This window comes from Actinomyces dentalis DSM 19115 (assembly GCF_000429225.1).
Classification (GTDB): domain Bacteria; phylum Actinomycetota; class Actinomycetes; order Actinomycetales; family Actinomycetaceae; genus Actinomyces; species Actinomyces dentalis.
In genome coordinates this window covers 14,067-31,398 of the sequence record NZ_AUBL01000035.1, presented here as the reverse complement: position 1 = coordinate 31,398, position 17,332 = coordinate 14,067, and the positions used below count along the sequence as shown (strand labels likewise).

The following is a 17,332-nucleotide window of genomic DNA, read 5'->3' as shown; positions in this document are numbered from 1 at the left end:
CCAGGAATGAGCCAGTCATGCCTCGACACCCTCACCCGGTCACGACGATCATGAGCGTCATCGCGGTGCTCGCCCTGGCGATGGCGAGCTCCTGCTCCACAACCGGGGGCTCGGAGAACGACGACGCGGCCCCGGCGGCGGCCTCCTCCGCGGCCCCGCGGACGGAGACCCGGTCCGCGCACGCCTCCGATTCCGACGCGGAGCGCCCCGGCGGCGCCACCGCGCAGGCCCCGGGCCCGCCGACCTCGCGCCCGGCGGGCCCGGCCCCGGCCTCGGCCGACGCCCCCGGCGCCCCCGACTTGACGAACGCGACCCTCCCCGTCCCCAAGGGCTGCATCGCCGGCGACGGCTCCGCCACCTTCTCGCAGGGCCGGGCCGCGGCCCTGGGCTCCTCGGGGGCGAACACGTTCGTCTACATCCGCCACCCGGTATCCGTCATGGACACGGCGTCGGGCCCCCTCACCCTGGTGCCCCTGGAGTGCCACGCCGAGAACAAGGACCTCTTCCACACGGTGATCGCGGCCTACACGAGCGGCCTGACCCTGGCGGGCGCGCAGGAGATGCGCGAGGTCAACTCGGGGGCGGAGGCCGCCATCATCACCGCGCTGAGAGTGTCGGGCCAGAGCGTCCACCTCGACTGGGTCAACCAGGAGGCCCCCGGGGACCAGAACTGCCACCTGTGCTCGACGGGCATCGGCCACCTGGACCTGACGTGGACGGGCAGCGGGTTCAGCACGAGCAATTTCGTCATCGACCACTGAGGGGATCCGTCCCGGCCGGGAGCCGGGGGCGCCGGGAGCCGGGACCCGTTCCGGCCAAGACTCGCGGGACTCGGGGAACGCCGCCGGGAATTGGAAACCGGGGGCGGCCCTGACCCGCCGCGCCGATGGTGCTGGCCGCGAGCGCCGCGGTGGGCGAAGATGGGCCCATGAGTCTTCTGCGCCGCGTCGTCCGCCCCATGCTCGCCGCCCCCTTCATCATCGACGGCCTCGACGCCGTCCTGCACCCCTCGCGCCACGTGGAGAAGCTGGAGAGGGTCCTGCCAACGCTGGAGAAGGCGGGCGCGCCCCCGGTCCTGACCTCCGACGCCGTCATGCTCACCCGCGCCACGGGGGCCGTGAGCGTCGCGGCCGGGATCGGCCTGGCCACCGGCGCCGCTCCGCGCTCGAGCGCCGTCGTGCTCGCCGCCCTCAACCTGCCCCTGACCCTGGTCAACAACCCCGTGTGGGCGATCGAGGACGCCGCCGCCCGCGCGGAGGCCGTCTCCGGGCTCGTCCGGGGCGGGGCCGTGGGCGCTGGCCTCCTCCTGGCCGCCGTCGACCGCGGGGGCCGCCCCTCCCTGGGCTGGCGGATCAGGAACAGCCGCCGTCAGCGCGAGGCGATGGCGGCCGCCTACAGCAGCGCCGCGGCGAGGGGCTGAGGCACCGGCGGCGCGGCTCCGGTCCGGCGGGCCCATCGCCTGCGGCAGGGTCTGAGGCCCGGCGGCGCGGACGCCGCGCACCTAGGATTCAGGTCACACGGTAGGGTGGCGGCATCAGGTCACCGAGTCACCCGAGGAGACGCCCGTGCGCGGTCAAAGCGATGTCATCTACACCTGGACGGACGAGGCGCCCATGCTGGCGACCCATTCCCTGCTGCCCATCATCGAGGGCTTCACCCGCGCCGCGGACGTGAGCCTGTCCACCGCGGACATCTCCCTGGCCGGTCGCATACTGGCCGCCTTCGGCCTGGCGGAGGACGACCTGGCGGCCCTGGGGGCGCTGACGTCCTCCCCGCGCGCCACCATTATCAAACTGCCCAATATCTCCGCCTCCCTGCCCCAGCTCAAGGCCGCCATCGCCGAGCTGCGGGCCCGCGGGCACGAGCTGCCCGACTACCCCGACTCCCCGTCCTCCGACGCCGAGCGCGAGGTCCGCGCCCGCTACGACGCCGTCAAGGGCAGCGCCGTCAACCCGGTCCTGCGCGAGGGCAATTCGGACCGTCGGGCCCCGCGGGCCGTCAAGGCCTACGCCCGCTCCCACCCGCACTCGATGGGGGCGTGGAGTCCCGACTCGCGCACCCGCGTGGCCACCATGGACGGGGGCGACTTCCGGCACAACGAGCGCAGCGTCGTCGTCCCCGCGGCCGGGACCGTGCAGATCCGCCTCGTTCCGGCCGACGGCGGGGAGCCCGTCGTCCTGCGCGAGTCGCTGCCGGTGACGGCCGGGGAGGTCGTCGACGCCACCTACATGTCCGCCGCCGCCCTCGACGCCTTCCTGGCCGCCCAGGTCGCCGCCGCCAAGGAGGAGGACATCCTCTTCTCCATCCACCTCAAGGCCACCATGATGAAGGTCTCCGACCCACTCATCTTCGGCCACGCGGTGCGCGCCGCCCTGCCGAGGACCTTCGCCGCCCACGGCGCCGCCCTGGCCGCGGCGGGCCTGCGCCCCGAGGACGGCCTGGCCTCCATCCTGGCCGGTCTGGACCGCCTGCCCGAGGGCGGGGCGATCCGCGCCTCCATCGAGGCCGAGCTGGCGACCGGGCCGCGCCTGAGCATGGTCGACTCCGACCACGGCATCACGAACCTGCACGTGCCCAGCGACGTCATCATCGACGCCTCCATGCCCGCCATGATCAGGAACGGCGGCAAGCTGTGGGACGCGGCGGGGAACAAGGCCGACACCCTGGCCGTCATCCCCGACTCCTCCTACGCGGGCGTCTACGAGGCCGTCATCGAGGACTGCCGCGCCCACGGCGCCCTGGACCCCGCCACCATGGGCTCGGTGCCCAACGTCGGGCTCATGGCGCGCCGGGCGGAGGAGTACGGCAGCCACGACAAGACCTTCCTCATTCCGGCGCCCGGAACCGTCGAGGTCGTCGTGACCGACGGCGCCGGGGCGTCGCCGGGCACGGTCCTGCTGTCCCACGACGTACGGGCCGGCGACATCTGGCGCGCCTGCACCACCCAGGACGAGCCCGTGCGCGACTGGGTGCGCCTGGCCGTGGCCCGCGCCCGGGCCACCGGGGCGCCCGCGGTCTTCTGGCTGGATCCCGCCCGCAGCCACGACCGCATCATCTCCGAGCTGGTCCGCCGCTACCTCGCCGAGGAGGACACCGAGGGCCTGGACATCCGCATCCTGGACCCGGTGGCGGCCACGCGCCTGTCCCTGGAGCGGGCGCGCCGCGGCCAGGACACGATCTCGGTGACCGGCAACGTGCTGCGCGACTACAACACGGACCTGTTCCCCATCCTGGAGGTGGGTACGAGCGCCAAGATGCTCTCGGTGGTGCCGCTGATGAACGGCGGCGGCCTGTACGAGACGGGCGCGGGCGGCTCGGCCCCCAAGCACGTGCGCCAGCTGCTGGAGGAGAACTACCTGCGCTGGGACTCCCTGGGCGAGTTCCTGGCCCTGGCGGAGGCGCTGCGGCACGTGGCCGCGGTCGGCGGCAATGCGCGCGCCGCGGTGCTGGCCGACGCCCTGGACGCGGCCACGACGAGCCTGCTGGAGAACAACCGCTCCCCCGAGCGGCGCCTGGGCGGGATCGACAATCGCGGCTCGCACGCCTGGCTGGCCCTGTACTGGGCCCGCGAGCTGGCGGGCCAGGACGCCGACGCCGGCCTGGCCGGGCGCTTCGCCCCGGTGGCCCAGGCCCTGGGGGCCGCGAACGAGGCGATCCAGGCCGAGCTGGTGGCCGTGCAGGGGCACCCGGTGGACATCGGCGGCTACTACGTCCCCGACGCCGCGCGCACCGACGCCGTCATGCGCCCGTGCGCGCGGCTGAACGAGATCATCGACGCCCTGCGCGCCTGAGGCGGCGGCCGTGAGCGAGTGCTCCGCGCCCGGGCGCCGTGCGCACGCGGGCCCGGCCGACCCGCCCCGCCCCTGGTCCGCGCCGGTGCCGGACGGGCCCCTGGACGCCGTCGTGGACCTGCCCGGTTCGAAGTCCCTGACCGCCCGGGCCCTGTTCCTGGCCGCCGTCGCCAAGGATCCGACGACGCTGACCGGCGTCCTGCGCGCCCGCGACACCGAGCTCATGCTGGCGGCCCTGGCCGCGCTGGGCGCCCGCTTCGAGGAGCTCGGCGCCGATCCCGCCCGCCTGCGCGTGCGCCCCGCCCCGCTGCCCCTGCACGTGGAGGCGGGCGCGGACGGCGCCGGGCGCGTGGACGTCGGCCTGGCCGGCACCGTCATGCGCTTCGTCCCGCCGCTGGCCGCGCTCGCCCGCTCGGCCCGCTCCTCGACGCCCTGGCGTCGCTGGGCGCGGAGGTCGTCCACCTGGGAGAGCCCGGGCGCCTGCCGGTGCGGGTCGGGCCGGGCGGCGGCGCCCTGCGCCGGCCGGCGGGGTCGGCCGCCCGGCCTTGCGGCCCCACTGCCCGCCCGGACGGCCCCGCCCGGGGGCTCTCCCCGCACCGGGTGTCCGTCGACGCCTCCGGCTCCTCCCAGTTCCTGTCCGCCCTGCTGCTGCTGGGCCCCCTGCTGCCCGGCGGCCTGGCCGTCACCCCCACCGGGCGCGTCCCCTCCCTGCCGCACGTGGCCATGACGGTGGCCGCCCTGCGCGAGCGCGGCGTCGACGTCGTCGAGCCCGATCCGGGCGCCCCCGAGGGCCGGCGCACCTGGACGGTCCGGCCCGGCCGCCCGGCCGGCGGCGAGGCGGCGATCGAGCCGGACCTGTCCAATGCCGGGCCCTTCCTCGCCGCCGCCCTCGTCGCGGGCGGCCGGGTGCACGTGCCCCGCTGGCCCCTCGCCACCACGCAGGGCGGGGACGCCTGGCGCGGGCTGCTGGCGCGCCTGGGCGCCGACGTCGAGCTGCGCGCCGGGGCCGACGGCGCCGGCGCGCTCGTGGTGCGCGCCGCCGGGGCGGGGGCTCTGCGCGGAATCGACGCGGACCTGTCCGCCGTCGGGGAGCTCGTCCCCGTCCTGGCGGCCCTGGCCGTCGTCGCCTCGGCGCACGGCCGCTCCAGCCGGCTGACCGGCATCGCTCACCTGCGCGGGCACGAGACCGACCGCCTGGCGGCCCTGGTCGCCGAGATCACCCGGATCGGCGGCCTCGCGCGCCAGACGCGGGACGGGATCGAGATCGGCGCCCTGCCCGCGGGCGGGCGGCTGCGCCCGGCGCTGCTGCGAGCCCACGCCGACCACCGCATGGCGACCTTCGCCGCCGTCGTCGGGCTCGCCGTGCCCGGAATCCGCCTCGACGACGTGGAGTGCACCTCCAAGACCCTCCCCGGCTTCCCGGATCTGTGGGCCGACCTTCTGAGGCGCCCGGGCGGCCGGCGGGACGGGAGGAGCCCCCGTCTTGCGAATGGCGGGCCGGTGGGGACGGCCGGAGCCGATCCCGCCGGCGCCGTCGGCCCCGGTCCCGCCACCGGGACGGAGGGCCGTTCATGACGCGGCGCGACACCGGCACCGACGACCCCCGCGTGCGCATCCGCCCCGGCCGCGGGTCGCGCCCGCGCACCAAGCAGCGCCCCGCCCACGCCGACGCCGCCATCGGCACGGTCACCCGCATCGACCGCGGCCACTACCGCATCCGCCTGGCCGACCCCGCCCCCACCCGCGACGGGACCGGCGACATCACCGCCATGAAGGCCCGCGAGCTGGGGCGCGGCAAGGTGGTCGTCGGGGACCGGGTCGCCGTCGTCGGGGACGTCTCCGGGCGCAGCGGCACGCTGGCCCGCATGGTGCGCATCGAACCCCGCCGCACGCTGCTGCGCCGCAGCGCCGAGGACGGCGAGGCCGCCGGCGCCGAAAGGCCCGTGGTCGCCAACGCCGACCTGCTCGTCATCGTCACCGCGGTGGCCGACCCGACGCCGCGCCCGCGCATGATCGACCGCTACCTCGTGGCCGCCTACGACGCCGGCATGGAGCCGCTGCTGATCCTGACCAAGTCGGACCTGGCCGACGCCGCCCCGCTCCTGGCCCTCTACGAGCCGCTCGGGGTGCCCTCACTGGCCACGCGCCTGAACGCCGCGCGGGAGGACGGCGCCATGCCGCGGCAGGACGACGGCGCCCCGCGGGGGGACGACGGCGCCCCGCGGGGGGACGGCGGCGCCCCGTCGGGCGGGCAGGATGACGGCGTCGAGGCCGTGCGCCAGGCCATTGCGGGGCGCACGAGCGTGTTCGTGGGGCACTCGGGGGTCGGCAAGTCGACGCTCATCAACGCCCTCGTGCCCGGGGCGGGCCGGGCGACCGGGCGGGTCAACGAGGTCACCGGGCGCGGCCGCCACACCTCCACCAGCCTCCAGGCCCTGGAGCTGCCGGACGGCGGGTGGGTCATCGACACCCCGGGGGTGCGCTCCTTCGGGGTCGCGCACGTGAGCCCGGCCGACGTCCTGCGCGGATTCGCGGACCTGGCCGAGGTGGCGCGGGACTGCCCGCGCGGCTGCACTCACGAGGCCGGGGCTCTCGACTGCGCCCTGGACGAGTGGGCCGCCGCACCGGGCGGCGGGCCGCCGGGCGGCGGGTCGGATGTCGGCGGCGGAGCCGGGAAGCCGCACCCCGCCGCGGGGACGGGGCCCGATACCGTCGCAGGGCCCGATACCGCCGAGGTCGCCCGGCGCCGCGCGCGGGTGGACTCCTTCCGCCGGCTGCTGACGCCGCCCGGGCGCCGCCGGGACCAGCGCCGGTAGCGGGCGGCCCCCTCCTGGCCGGCCCCGGCCGTTCCGGGCCCTCCGCCGTTCCCTGCGCGCCCCGCCTCGGGAGGCGAGGACGCGGCCCGGGACCCGGCGCGCCGTCCGCCGGCGTACCCCGCCCGGGGGAGTCGGTTCCCCTGTTCCCGTCGTCGTCCTGGCCGCCCTGCGCGTCTTCGCCCCCGGGGGAGTCGAATTGGTGATGTCACCTCAGCTCGCATCGTGCCAGGCGGGCTCGCGAGAATCGAGCGCAGATGGATTCCGTCGCGCTGAGCTCGCACGGCGCGAGGCGGGGTGGATTGTGTTGCGCCGGGCTCGCATTACGCAAGCCGGGCCCGGCTGGCGCATGTCCGGGAGGGCCCCGGCAACGGGCCAGCCGCCGCCCGGCACGAACGCTCGGCCCGCGCCCGTCCGGGAGTCGGCTCGGGGTCGTCGCGGTCCCGGTCCTCGTCCCGTCCCTCCCCGACCGCACCGGGCGCACCGGCCGACCCGTGAGCACGTCTATCAGGGCGTGTTGCGCAAGTCGGGTGGGGGCGGCGTGGCGTGCCGGCCGGGGTGAGGCCCTCGGGGCATCACGGGCGGTGCGAAATCGAATCGCGATATCGGCGAAGGCCTCGGATGACGGGTGCGGACGCATCCGCCCGCCGTGACCCGGCCGATGCCCGGTGGGCGCTGCACACGCCCTAGGATCCCCTCATGAGCGATGTCTTCGCCCCGCCCTCCCTGGAGCAGATGCGCGAGCGCCTGGACCGGGCTCGCTCCTGCCATCGCGGCCAGGTTCCCGAGTGCAGAGCGATCCTGCTCGATCTGCGCTCCGACATCGACACCGCCCTGGCCGACGGCTCCGCCGACCCGGCGCTGCTGCGCCTGACCGTGGACACCCTCAGGCTCATGGCCGACACCTTCAAACTCACCACCCACCCGGCCGACCGCCCCGTCCACGAGCACGACGTCGTCGACGAGCTCTACCAGATCGTCGAGATCCTCCCGCTCCTGCCCGACACCGAGGTGGAGCGGGCGGCGACCCTTCAGGAGATCTACCGGCTGCGGTCCTCCGCCTGGCCCTACGTCTACATCGGCGCGCCCGACTGCGCGCGTCCGGGAGGCTTCTCCGCCGAGCCCCTCCGCCGGGCCATCGGGCTGCTCGACGGCGTCGGGGAGAGGGGCGAGGAGCTGCTCGCCGACTGCCTGTGCGACCTGGCCGAACGCGGCGGCATCGGCGTGAGCCTCCATGAGCGACTGGCGGCCGCCCGCCGCGCCGAGGCGCTTATGGACGGGGCCGCGACGAACCGGATCGGGAACGCCGACAACGCCGGGGCCGAGCGCCGAACCCGGCGCGACGGGCTGGTCGGACGGGCGCGTCAGGTCCAGGGGCGCCTTTTCGAGGCCCTCGGGGATCGCGACGGCGCGATCGAGATCCTGCTCCGCGAACACGCCCGCTCGCCCCTGAGCCGGGCGGATCCGCCCCGCCTGAGCCGCCTGCTGCGCGAGGCGGGCCGCCCGGCCGAGGCCCTCGAGGTTCTGGGCCCCATCAATATGGAGGCCCTGCGGGAGAGCGCCCTCAAGACCTTCGACGAGGTCGACGAGTATCTCAGGGCGTGGAGCTGGGGCGCCGCCACCGATGACGATCACCCTTGTTCCAGCCTTACGCCCGATCTGTCCGCGCTCGAACGCCCGGCCTGCCTCATCGAGCTCGGACGCGCCCGGGAGGCCCTCGACGCCCTCGTCCTCATGGTGGCCGACGCGGATATGCACTTCCTGTCCGGTTCCTCCCTGGCCGTGCGCGTCTGGGGCCTCATCGCCCGGGCCTGCGCCGCCCTCGGCGACGAGCGCGGCGCCGCCGTCGCCGAAGACGCCGTTCGCCTCATGAAGAAGGGGTGGCCGCTCGACGACGAAGACTCCGCCCGCTTCAACAACGCCGTCAACGCCCTGGAGCGCAGCGGGTGGAGGCGCCTGTAATGTCCCCCGACCCCGCCGCCCCTCCCCCACCGACAACTAGAGTGTGTTGCGCAAGTCGTTTTTGAGCCAGTGGTCGATGGCGGCGATGCGGGTGGTGGTCCGGTATCGGACGGCGAGCCTGTCGTACCCGGTGGTCGGGCCGCGGTCGTGCTTGAGACGGCCCAGGCCGCGCTCGACGCCGTCCCCGCGGGTCCCCCGCTCGCGCGGGGCGCGGGCGCGCACGGCGGCGCATGTCCACCGACACCCGCCAGTCGATCCTCCCGGCGGCGTCGGCCCGGGCGACCGGGGCCGCCTCGATGCGCTCCCGCACCCCGTTCAGCCGCCGGGCGCGGTACAGGGCGCGCGCCCTCCACCAGGGCCCGTAGCGGGCCGGGCGCGCCCCCGCCGGGGCGCCCCGACCCGGGTGCGTCGCCGCACGGCGTCGATCATGGCGCGCAGCGGGCAGCAGGGGCTCGAGCAGCGCCCACCGGGCATCGGCCGGGTCACGGCGGGCGGATGCGTCCGCACCCGTCATCCGAGGCCTTCGCCGGTATCGCGATTCGATTTCGCACCACCCGTGATGCCCCGAGGGCCTCGCCCCGGCCGGGTCCGCGAGCACGTCACTTAACCCGCGAGCACGTACCTCTAGCAGACGTTCTCGCGGGTTACCCGACGATCTCGCGGGTTATGTGACGTGCTCGCGGCCTGGGCGGCGCCCCCGGTGTGGCCCCGCGGAGCTCCTTCCCCGGCGTCCCCCGGTGCGGCGGCGCAGACGAGGTGCGCGACGGGACCCGGCCCGGGGCATCCGCCATATCGCCCGCAGGAGGGGTCGGGTCGGGCGCCCACCGGAGCCCTCACTGGCAGGCCCCGGGCGGGCGGAGTCAGCAGTGAGGACGGCGACGAACCCGCGATCCGGAGCACTCGCACCGACTTTCAGACCGGGCCGGGGTCGAGGTGACGTGGGCTGGGGCGGTGCGAGCCGGGCTGGGACGGACCCGGACCCGGCTTGCGTAATGCGAGCTCAGCGCAACACAATCCGCCCCGCCTCGCGCCGTGCGAGCCCAGCGCGACGGAATCCACCTGCGCTCGATTCTCGCTAGCCCACCTGGCACGATGCGAGCTGAGGTGACATCACCAATTCGACTCCCCCGGGGCGAAGACGCGCAGGCAGTCCGGCCAAGCGAGTCCCGCGCCAGCGATTCCCTCGGGGGGCGGGAAGACGCGCAGGCGGGTGCCCTCCTCGCGCGTGGGGCGCAGCACGACTCCCCCGGGGACGATTCGCTCCTGCGGGCCATCCGTGGAACAGTGTCCGCGGTCGGGGCGAGTCGGCCGGACCGGCCGCTCGGGCGCCGCACCGAGCAGGCCGGCCGAGAGCGCTGCGGAGAGAACCACTCATGCGGCCGCCCGAGGCGCGCCAGAGGGCCCGGGCCGGACCGGCCGCGAAAGGAGACACCACCATGGGACATACCGTGCCGGACACCGCGACGGACGCCTCCGCGCCGGAACTCCGCGCCGCCGGCCCCGGCGACCTGGACGCCGTCGTCGACCTGCTCACCGGAGTCTTCCTGGACGACCCGCTCATGAGCGCCATCGCTGCGGCGGCGCCCGAGCCCCGCGCCGCCCTCGGCCACCTCCACCGGGTCGAGCTGGCCGCCCACTACCTGGCCGCGGACCCGGCTGCCCGCGCCGACTCGCGGGTCGACCTCGCCGTCGACGCGGCGGGCGGCGCACCGCTCGGCGTGGCCCTGTGGGACGCGCCGTCGTCGGCGGACGTGGTGGGGCCGCTCGGCCCGGGCAACGAGCCGCCGCCCGGATTGGACCTGGACCTGCTCGGCGGGGCCTGGGAGCTGTGCCTGGCCGACGCCGCCCAGTGCGAGGCGCACCGGCCCGCCGAACCGCACTGGTACCTGTACATGGTCGCCGTCGCCCCGGCGGCGCGCGGGCGCGGCATCGGCGGCCGGCTCCTGGGCCACGGCCTGAAGCGGGTCGACGCCGAGGGCCTTCCCGCGCACCTGGAGTCGACGACGCCGGGCTCGCGCAGGCTGTACGAGCGCTTCGGCTTCCGGCAGGTGGCCGAACTCGCGGGCTCCGGCCTGCCCGTCTACTGGGCGATGACGCGACCGGCGCGCACCGGTGGGCACCGGGGAGCCGACTCGATCGACGGCCCGGCCGATCCGGTGGCCGCCATCAGCCCGCTCGCGAGTCCGCGGTAGTCTCGCAGCATGGCCGCCGACCGCCTCCCCCGCCCCTCGTGGGCCGACCTGTCCACGCGCGCCGGCCTGTCGGCGGCGCAGCGCCGGGTCCTGGAGGCCGTCGAGTCCGCCGCCGAACCCCAGACGACGGTGCAGCTGGCCCGAGCCCTCAACCTGCACCACAACACGGTGCGCGAGCACCTCGACGCCCTGGTGTCGGCGGGCTTCGTGGCGACCTCGACGCGCCCGACCGGCCATCGGGGCAGGCCCTCGCTCCTCTACTCCTCCACCGCGCCGGACCCCGCCGAGGTCCTCAACACCTACCTCACCCTGCTCGACGCCATCGCCGACACGCTCGGAACCGACGAGAAGGGCCAGGAGATCGCCCGCGCGATCGGCCGCCGGTGGGCGCAGCTGGAGGCCGCCTCGACCGCCTCGCGCGTCGGCTCGCGCGATGGCGGAAACGCCGAGCACCTCGACGGCGGCGCTCGGCTCCTGGCCGAACTGGCCGCCCTGGGGTTCGCCCCCGAGGCCACGGAGAGGGGCATCATCCTGCGCGCCTGCCCGCTGGTGACCGAGGACCGCGTCCCCCACCCGCTCGTGTGCATGATGCACGAGGGCTATCTCAACGAGGTATTCGCGCGCCACGGCCTCGCCCCGGATCTGACGCGGCAGACGACGCCGGAGCCCGACGGCCCCCGGTCGCTGGCGGTCATCCCCCTGTGCGAGGACGGCTGCCACGTCGTCCCGGAGGATTGAGTCCGAGCCGCCGGGGTCATCCGCGACGACGTCGGGCCCCCGGGCCCGCTCGGGGCGCCCCGGGCCCGTTCGGCACCGGCTCAGTCTGCGACCACCAGGTGGCCCATCGCGCCCTTCTCCATATCCGCGAAGGAGTGGGAGACCACCGTGTAGGTGCCGGCGGCGGGCGGAACGCACTCGACGAAACCGCCCTGCGCGGGATGAAGGCCCAGCGCCTGGCTCCCCCCGGACCAGGCCGCCCCGATCCGATCGGGACCGCCGAGCGTCCACGCCCCCTCGAAGAAGACCTGGTCGAACTGCAGCCCGACGGCGTGGAAGCTCATGGGCTCCGAGGGCCCGGCGTCCAGCACCCAGAACCGCACCCGCTCCCCGGGCCGGGCCGTGAAGGGCCGGTCCCGGTACTGGAAGGCGATGCCGTTGAAGGCGAACAGGTCCGGGGTCTTCGCGGCGACCTTGACGGCGTCGGTCTCCCCGCCCTCGGGACCGAGGTAGATCTCCGACTGCACGACGACGTACTCGCGGTCCACCGCGGTCAGGTTCGGCGGGTCGATGATGACGGCCCCGTGCATGCCCGAGGCCAGGTGGACGCTCATGGGCGCGGTGGAGCAGTGGTAGAGCCAGATCCCGGCGCGCTGGGCCGTGAACTCGTAGACGAGCGACTCGCCGGGGTTGATGGAGCGCATGACGTCGTCGGGCGGGAGGACCCCGGCGTGGAAGTCGATGGAGTGGCTCATGCTGCCCTTGTTGACCAGGGTGATGCGGAAGACGTCGCCGACCCGGCCGCGCAGGATCGGGCCCGGCACCCCGGCGTTGAAGGTCATGCGCATCTGGGTGACGCCGGCCCCCACGTGCATCACCTGCTCGGTGACGGTGAAGGTGTGCTCGTGGACGGCGACGGAGGCGCCGGCGGGCGCCAGCGCTGGATCGAAGCCCCTCACGTCGGCGGGCAGGACGACGGCGTAGTCGGGGACGGCGCCACCGCCGGAGCCCGCCGAACCGCCTGACCCGCCGGAGCCGCCCGAACCGGTGGCGCCGCCCCCGTGGGCGCCGTGCCCGGCGGCCCCGGCCGTCCCGGCGGCGGTGACGTGGAAGACCATGCCCTGGGCGCGGTGCCCGGCGATGGAGCACCAGCCCTCCACGGGGCCGGTGACGACGCCGACGTCGACGGTGGCGCTCCGCCCGGCGGCGACGCGGCCGGACTCGGCGCCATTGGCCAGGACGAGGTCGTGCACCTGGTCGGAGGTGTTGTCGAGGGTGATGACGAGGCGGTCGCCGGGGGCGACGTCGACGGCGTCGGGCACGAAGCGCATACCCGAGACGGTGACGGTGACCTCGACGGTGTTGCCGGTGGCGCCGACGGCGTCGGCGCCCGAGCCCGAGGAGGCGCCCCGGCCGTTCAGGGCGACTCCGGTGACGACGGCGACGCCGGCGGTGGCCAGGCCGAGCAGCACCCCGCGCCTGTCGGCGGGGAATCCGGCCCGCGTCGCGTCCCGCGCGCCCCGTGCGCCCGGGGAGGCCGCGTTGCCCGCGGAGACGGAGCCGGAGCCGCCGGAGCCCGCGCCTGCGGAGGAGCCGCCGGAGCCCGACGCCGCGCCGGCGCTCGCGGCGTCGGTCGAGCGCGCGGCCCTGGCGCCGCGGCCGATGGCGGGGGCCCGCCCGGCGGTGATCGCCGCGCGGGTCGCCGGGTCCGGCTCGGGGCGGGAACCGCCGGGGGCGCCGCCGGGACCCGCCTCGGGGACGGCGTCGGCAGCGGCGTCGGGCTCGGGGGCATCACTCATCGGGGCCGTCCTTCGGATTGCTTCGATTCGCCGCGGCTTCTCCTGGCGCGGTCGCGGCGTCTGACCTCGGCCCAGCTCAGCCCCATCCCGATCGGGACGTAGCCCGCGACGACCCCGGCGGCCAGGGCGCAGGTGAGCCGGACGGTCCAGGGCAGGACCGGCAGGACCGCGGGCAGCAGGCAGGAGTTGGCGGCCACGACCCGGTAGTCGGCGGCCCGGTCCATGATCGCGTTGGTGACCCGGGTCGTCGCCGGTCCCCCGCCGAGCATGACGGGGGTGAGATAGGACAGGGCCGCGGCCAGGATCTGGAGGGCGAAGCCGGCTCCGAGCGCCACCCGGACGGTGTGGATGACCCGGCGGGCCCCGGCGACGTCGTCGGCCATGAGGATCCCCGCCCCGACGAGGACGACGCAGCCCAGGAACCATCCCACCGCCGCGGCGGCGCCGGCGGTGGCGAAGGACGTGGGCGGGACGCGGCGGGCGATCTTGAGGGCCGGGATGACGACGCCGCAGGCGCCCAGCAGATAGGTCGCGGCCCCGACGGCGGCGAGCGGCCGCCACAGCCCGCCGGCGGCGGTCAGGGCGGTGCCGGCCACGAGCAGCGGCAGCCCCCGGATGGCACGGCGGGGCGCTTCGGGCTCCATCTTGGTGCGCAGCATGGTGGGCCACAGGACGGTGAGGGTGCCCAGCACGGTGATGCCGACGAAGCCCAGGAGCATGGTCGTGGTGTGGGCGATGTAGAGGACGTCGGACAGGTCGGCGCGCCCGTGCGCATCCGTCCAGGAGGTGAGGTAGCCGAAGGCGGCTCCCAGCGCCAGGAGGGACAGGGCGACGATGTAGTGGATGGCCAGCGGGGCCAGGCGCGGGGCGACGGCCCGTCGGTACTGCACGCCGATGGCCAGGACGCCGGCCAGGGCGGTCGTCGCGACTATGACGACGCCGGTCAGCGCCACCGGGCTGCGGGCGGTGGTGATCCCGACCAGGACGAGGGCGGTGCCGACGCCGTGGGCGTACAGGCGGACGTCAAGGAGGACGGCGCCGCCCAGGGCGGGGCGGTGGAGGAGGGTGTCGGCGAAGTGGGCGGACCAGATGGTGATGGCCGAGCCGATCCCGCCGAGCAGGAGGGCGTGGAGCGGCAGCCACGCGCCCCAGGAGGCGAGCGGTCCGCCGATGACGAGGACGGCGAGGATCCCGGCCGTCGCGATCCAGGCCAGGACGACGGCGTTGCGCCGTACCTGGGTGGTGCGGCGGGAGGGGCGCCGGGATGGGGGCCGGGCGCCGCCGGACGCGGGCCTCCCGCGCGGGGACGGGCCCGCCGCGCCGCGGCTCCCCGCGCCGCGGCCCGCCGCACTGTGAGCCGCCGCGCCGTGAGCCGCCGCCTTGTTATTCACAGCCAGAACCGTAATAACATGTCGCCGCGCGAGGCAAAGTACGCCCGATCACCCACTACCCGATTCCGAGGAGCAGTACATGAGCGAGAACCCCAACCTCATCCCGATCCAGGAGAAGAAGCACTCCTGCGGCTGCGGCGCGCACGACGATGAGCGCCTCACGCTGGACGCCCGTGCGATCCCGCACCGGCTGCGCCACCCTGCGGTCCTCGGAGCGGCCTCCTCCCTGAACGTGGGCGAGGGCTTCGACCTCGTCGCCCCGCACGTGCCCACGCCGCTGCTCAACCAGATCGACCAGCTGCCCTTCACCTTCAAGCACACGCTGCTCGAGGCCGAGGAGGGCTACGCCCGCGTCGAGATCCTGCGTGTGGGCTGAGCCGCTTATTCTCAGGCCATGACCCCCTCGCCCGGTGACGCGATCGGCGCCGGCGCCGTCGTACCTTTGGCGGCGCCGGCGCCGCGTCCGACGGGTCGCCCGGCCCTCCCGGCCCCGGGACGCCCCGGGTCGGAATGGTCCTGGTCGGCCGACGGCATCGAGGAGGTGCCGACCACGGCGGACGGCGCGGTCCCGGCCGAGTTGACGGACCGCTTCGGCCGCGGCGTGCGGGACCTGCGGCTGTCGGTGACGGACCGCTGCAACCTGCGCTGCACCTACTGCATGCCGGAGTCGGGCCCGGGGTGGCTGCCAACGGCGTCGCTGCTGGACGCGCGGGAGATCGCGCGCCTGGCCCGGATCGCCGTCGAGCGCCTGGGCGTGGAGCGGATCCGCCTGACCGGCGGCGAACCGCTCATGCGCCGGGACCTGGAGGAGATCGTGGCGGCGGTGGCCTCGCTGCGCACCCGGCGGACGGGCGCCAAACCGGACATCGGGCTGACGACGAACGGGCTGGGCCTGGACAGGCGCGCGGCCGGACTGCGCACGGCCGGACTGGATCGGGTCAACGTCTCGATCGACACCCTGGACGCGGGCGAGTACGCGGCGATCACGCGGCGCGACCGCCTCGACGGCGTCCTGCGCGGGGTCGTCGGCGCGCAGGAGGCGGGCCTGGGGCCCATCAAGATCAACGCCGTGGCGATGCCCGGCTCAATGGGGCGGCGCGCCCCGCGCCTGCTGGCCGAGTGCCTGCGCCGCGGCTGGCAGCTGCGCTTCATCGAGCACATGCCGCTGGGGCCGCGCGAGTCCTGGCGGGCCGAAGACGTGGTCGGCGCGGCCCGGATCCTCGCGGAGCTGGGCGAGGCGGGCTTCGTCCTGCGGGAGGTGGGGCGGTCGGACCGGCGCCCGGCGAGCCTGTGGCACGTGGCCGCCGGGGCGGCGGACGGCGTCGGGGAGTACCCCGCCGGCAGCCTCGGCATTATCGCCTCGGTGACGGCGCCCTTCTGCGCCGACTGCGACCGCACGCGCATCACCGCGGACGGACGTCTCATGACCTGCCTGTTCTCGGCGCGGGAGACGGACCTGCGCGGCCCCATGCGCGCGGGCGCGAGCGACGACGAGCTCATCCGCGTATGGGCCGGGGCGACCTGGCACAAGCCGCTCGCCCACGGCGCGAACGCGCCGGGCCCGGCGTCCGGCGGCTTCGTGCGCCCCGGCCGCACCATGTCCGCCATCGGCGGCTGAACGGCCGGCGCCCGTCCCGCCTCTTCGCCGGAATCGGCGGAAACGACACATCTGGCTCTTCCCGCCGGTGAAGGTCGGGCGCGTGCGCCGGGGGCGCGCCCCCGGCGCACGCTCTCACAGGGTCCGTCCGGCCGATCGGGGCGTCCGCTGCGGCCGCCGTCCGGCCCTCGGCGGCGCGGGTTGTCCAAATCTGTTGCAAAGGCCCGGATCGAGTCGCGGTGCCGGAGGAGGATCGTTGGTATTCCGCGCTTCTTCTCGGGGCCGATCCCGGTCCGGGGCGCCTTTGCAACAGATTTGGACAACTGCCCGCCCCGGATCGTCTCAGGAGTCCCATGCGCACCACCGTGCGGGCGCCCCTGCGGCGGCGAGCCCGGATGAGGGCGGCGGGAGACCCTGCGGGGCGGAGCGATCCCCCCGGGGCGCCATATTCCCGCTTCGGACGGGCCCGCAGGGGCCGCGCACGAGTTTGATGAGACGCATGGGGCGCCCGGGACTCGGCCCTCCTGGCCGATTCTCGCGAGCGCGCAGGTTTCCAGTCGAACGCGCGGCTGGGAGGTGCGCGTTCGACTGGAAACCTGCGCGCTCGCGAAGGAGCAGCGGGACGGGGGCCAGCCGACCGCGCCGGGTCATCCACGGGATGCGTGGTTTCCGCCGGTCTCGCGTGACTTTTCCGCCGGTCTCGGTGAGAGCATGGGGGCATGAGCACGAGCGCACCCCCCGATGCGGCGGTCATCGCCGTCGAGCTGCACTACTTCGCCGCCGCCGCCGAGGCCGCCGGCCGCACCGAGGAGCGCCTGGAACTGCCGGACGGCGCGACGCTGGCGGGCCTGCGCGAGCTGCTGGCCGGCCGGGCCCTGGAGATGGCGCGGGTCATCGGCGTCTCCAGCTTCCTGGTCAACGCCGTGTCCGCCCCCGCGGACTCGCTGGCGCTCCTGGCCGACGGCGACCGGGTCGACGTCCTGCCGCCCTTCGCCGGCGGCTGACGCACCGACACCGTCGCGCCACGGCACGCCCGCCACCACATCACCGCCGTTGACCGCCGTCGCGCC

The 17,332-nt window shown here is 75.6% G+C and carries 14 protein-coding genes and 1 pseudogene; 11 read left to right on the top strand and 4 right to left on the bottom strand.

What is annotated here, in order from left to right; genetic code table 11:
* Nucleotides 1–17: 17 nt before the first annotated feature.
* The 6 genes and pseudogenes from G446_RS0108980 (at nt 18) to G446_RS0108955 (ending at nt 8,566) form a co-directional block, all read left to right on the top strand.
* On the top strand, nt 18–761 hold the full coding sequence (locus G446_RS0108980; RefSeq protein WP_156916598.1) for a hypothetical protein: 744 nt from the start codon (nt 18–20) through the stop codon (nt 759–761).
* A gap of 167 nt (nt 762–928) precedes the next feature.
* The gene (locus G446_RS0108975) at nt 929–1,420 is read left to right on the top strand and encodes a DoxX family protein (RefSeq protein WP_026409895.1); all 492 of its coding nucleotides are present in this window, start codon (nt 929–931) and stop codon (nt 1,418–1,420) included.
* A 145-nt stretch (nt 1,421–1,565) separates the two neighbouring features.
* Entirely contained in the window at nt 1,566–3,791 is a 2,226-nt protein-coding gene (locus tag G446_RS0108970) for an NADP-dependent isocitrate dehydrogenase (protein WP_026409894.1), read from the top strand.
* 85 nt (nt 3,792–3,876) lie between these two features.
* A pseudogene (locus G446_RS17035) lies at nt 3,877–5,366 on the top strand (3-phosphoshikimate 1-carboxyvinyltransferase).
* A complete protein-coding gene (rsgA, locus tag G446_RS0108960) occupies nt 5,363–6,607 on the top strand; it encodes a ribosome small subunit-dependent GTPase A (protein WP_026409893.1) in 1,245 nt (414 codons plus the stop codon). The pseudogene G446_RS17035 and the gene rsgA overlap by 4 nt, the downstream one beginning before the upstream one ends.
* A gap of 696 nt (nt 6,608–7,303) precedes the next feature.
* On the top strand, nt 7,304–8,566 hold the full coding sequence (locus tag G446_RS0108955) for a hypothetical protein (RefSeq protein ID WP_026409892.1): 1,263 nt from the start codon (nt 7,304–7,306) through the stop codon (nt 8,564–8,566).
* 36 nt (nt 8,567–8,602) lie between these two features.
* On the opposite strand, the gene G446_RS17030 is transcribed toward G446_RS0108955, so the two are convergent.
* Nucleotides 8,603–8,788: a hypothetical protein gene (locus G446_RS17030; RefSeq protein WP_051285856.1), complete on the bottom strand. Its 186-nt coding sequence runs from the start codon at nt 8,786–8,788 to the stop codon at nt 8,603–8,605.
* 888 nt (nt 8,789–9,676) lie between these two features.
* On the bottom strand, nt 9,677–9,805 hold the full coding sequence (locus tag G446_RS21335; protein WP_281170219.1) for a hypothetical protein: 129 nt from the start codon (nt 9,803–9,805) through the stop codon (nt 9,677–9,679).
* 197 nt (nt 9,806–10,002) lie between these two features.
* Here G446_RS21335 and G446_RS17025 point away from each other — a divergent pair, with 197 nt between their 5' ends.
* Nucleotides 10,003–10,758 carry a GNAT family N-acetyltransferase gene (locus tag G446_RS17025; protein ID WP_084779120.1) on the top strand — a complete coding sequence of 252 codons (756 nt, stop codon included), beginning with the start codon at nt 10,003–10,005 and terminating at the stop codon, nt 10,756–10,758.
* Between the two features lie 9 nt (nt 10,759–10,767).
* The gene (locus G446_RS0108935) at nt 10,768–11,496 is read left to right on the top strand and encodes a helix-turn-helix transcriptional regulator (RefSeq protein WP_026409891.1); all 729 of its coding nucleotides are present in this window, start codon (nt 10,768–10,770) and stop codon (nt 11,494–11,496) included.
* Between the two features lie 80 nt (nt 11,497–11,576).
* On the opposite strand, the gene G446_RS17020 is transcribed toward G446_RS0108935, so the two are convergent.
* Nucleotides 11,577–13,274 (bottom strand): multicopper oxidase domain-containing protein, encoded by a 1,698-nt coding sequence (locus tag G446_RS17020; protein WP_084779119.1) that lies wholly within the window; start codon nt 13,272–13,274, stop codon nt 11,577–11,579.
* Nucleotides 13,271–14,665, bottom strand: a complete 1,395-nt coding sequence (locus G446_RS17010; protein ID WP_245574654.1) for a hypothetical protein — start codon at nt 14,663–14,665, stop codon at nt 13,271–13,273. Before G446_RS17010 ends, G446_RS17020 begins: the two co-directional genes overlap by 4 nt.
* Before the next feature lie 79 nt (nt 14,666–14,744).
* On the opposite strand from G446_RS17010, the gene G446_RS0108920 reads away from it, so the two are divergent.
* The 3 genes from G446_RS0108920 to G446_RS0108910 all read left to right on the top strand — a co-directional run bounded on the left by G446_RS0108920 (nt 14,745) and on the right by G446_RS0108910 (nt 17,266).
* A complete protein-coding gene (locus G446_RS0108920; protein ID WP_026409890.1) occupies nt 14,745–15,041 on the top strand; it encodes a DUF2249 domain-containing protein in 297 nt (98 codons plus the stop codon).
* An 18-nt stretch (nt 15,042–15,059) separates the two neighbouring features.
* Complete coding sequence (gene moaA / locus G446_RS0108915) at nt 15,060–16,283, top strand: GTP 3',8-cyclase MoaA (protein ID WP_026409889.1); 1,224 nt, start codon at nt 15,060–15,062, stop codon at nt 16,281–16,283.
* A 698-nt stretch (nt 16,284–16,981) separates the two neighbouring features.
* Nucleotides 16,982–17,266: a MoaD/ThiS family protein gene (locus G446_RS0108910; protein WP_026409888.1), complete on the top strand. Its 285-nt coding sequence runs from the start codon at nt 16,982–16,984 to the stop codon at nt 17,264–17,266.
* Nucleotides 17,267–17,332: the final 66 nt, after the last annotated feature.

Bases quoted from the DNA above. Each gene is read 5' to 3' on its own strand.
- G446_RS0108980 (WP_156916598.1), top strand. From the start codon at position 18: ATGCCTCGACACCCTCACCCGGTCACGACGATCATGAGCGTCATCGCG.
- G446_RS0108975 (WP_026409895.1), top strand. From the start codon at position 929: ATGAGTCTTCTGCGCCGCGTCGTCCGCCCCATGCTCGCCGCCCCCTTC.
- rsgA (WP_026409893.1), top strand. From the start codon at position 5,363: ATGACGCGGCGCGACACCGGCACCGACGACCCCCGCGTGCGCATCCGC.
- G446_RS0108955 (WP_026409892.1), top strand. From the start codon at position 7,304: ATGAGCGATGTCTTCGCCCCGCCCTCCCTGGAGCAGATGCGCGAGCGC.
- G446_RS17025 (WP_084779120.1), top strand. From the start codon at position 10,003: ATGGGACATACCGTGCCGGACACCGCGACGGACGCCTCCGCGCCGGAA.
- G446_RS0108935 (WP_026409891.1), top strand. From the start codon at position 10,768: ATGGCCGCCGACCGCCTCCCCCGCCCCTCGTGGGCCGACCTGTCCACG.
- G446_RS17020 (WP_084779119.1), bottom strand. From the start codon at position 13,274: ATGAGTGATGCCCCCGAGCCCGACGCCGCTGCCGACGCCGTCCCCGAG.
- G446_RS0108920 (WP_026409890.1), top strand. From the start codon at position 14,745: ATGAGCGAGAACCCCAACCTCATCCCGATCCAGGAGAAGAAGCACTCC.
- moaA (WP_026409889.1), top strand. From the start codon at position 15,060: ATGACCCCCTCGCCCGGTGACGCGATCGGCGCCGGCGCCGTCGTACCT.
- G446_RS0108910 (WP_026409888.1), top strand. From the start codon at position 16,982: ATGAGCACGAGCGCACCCCCCGATGCGGCGGTCATCGCCGTCGAGCTG.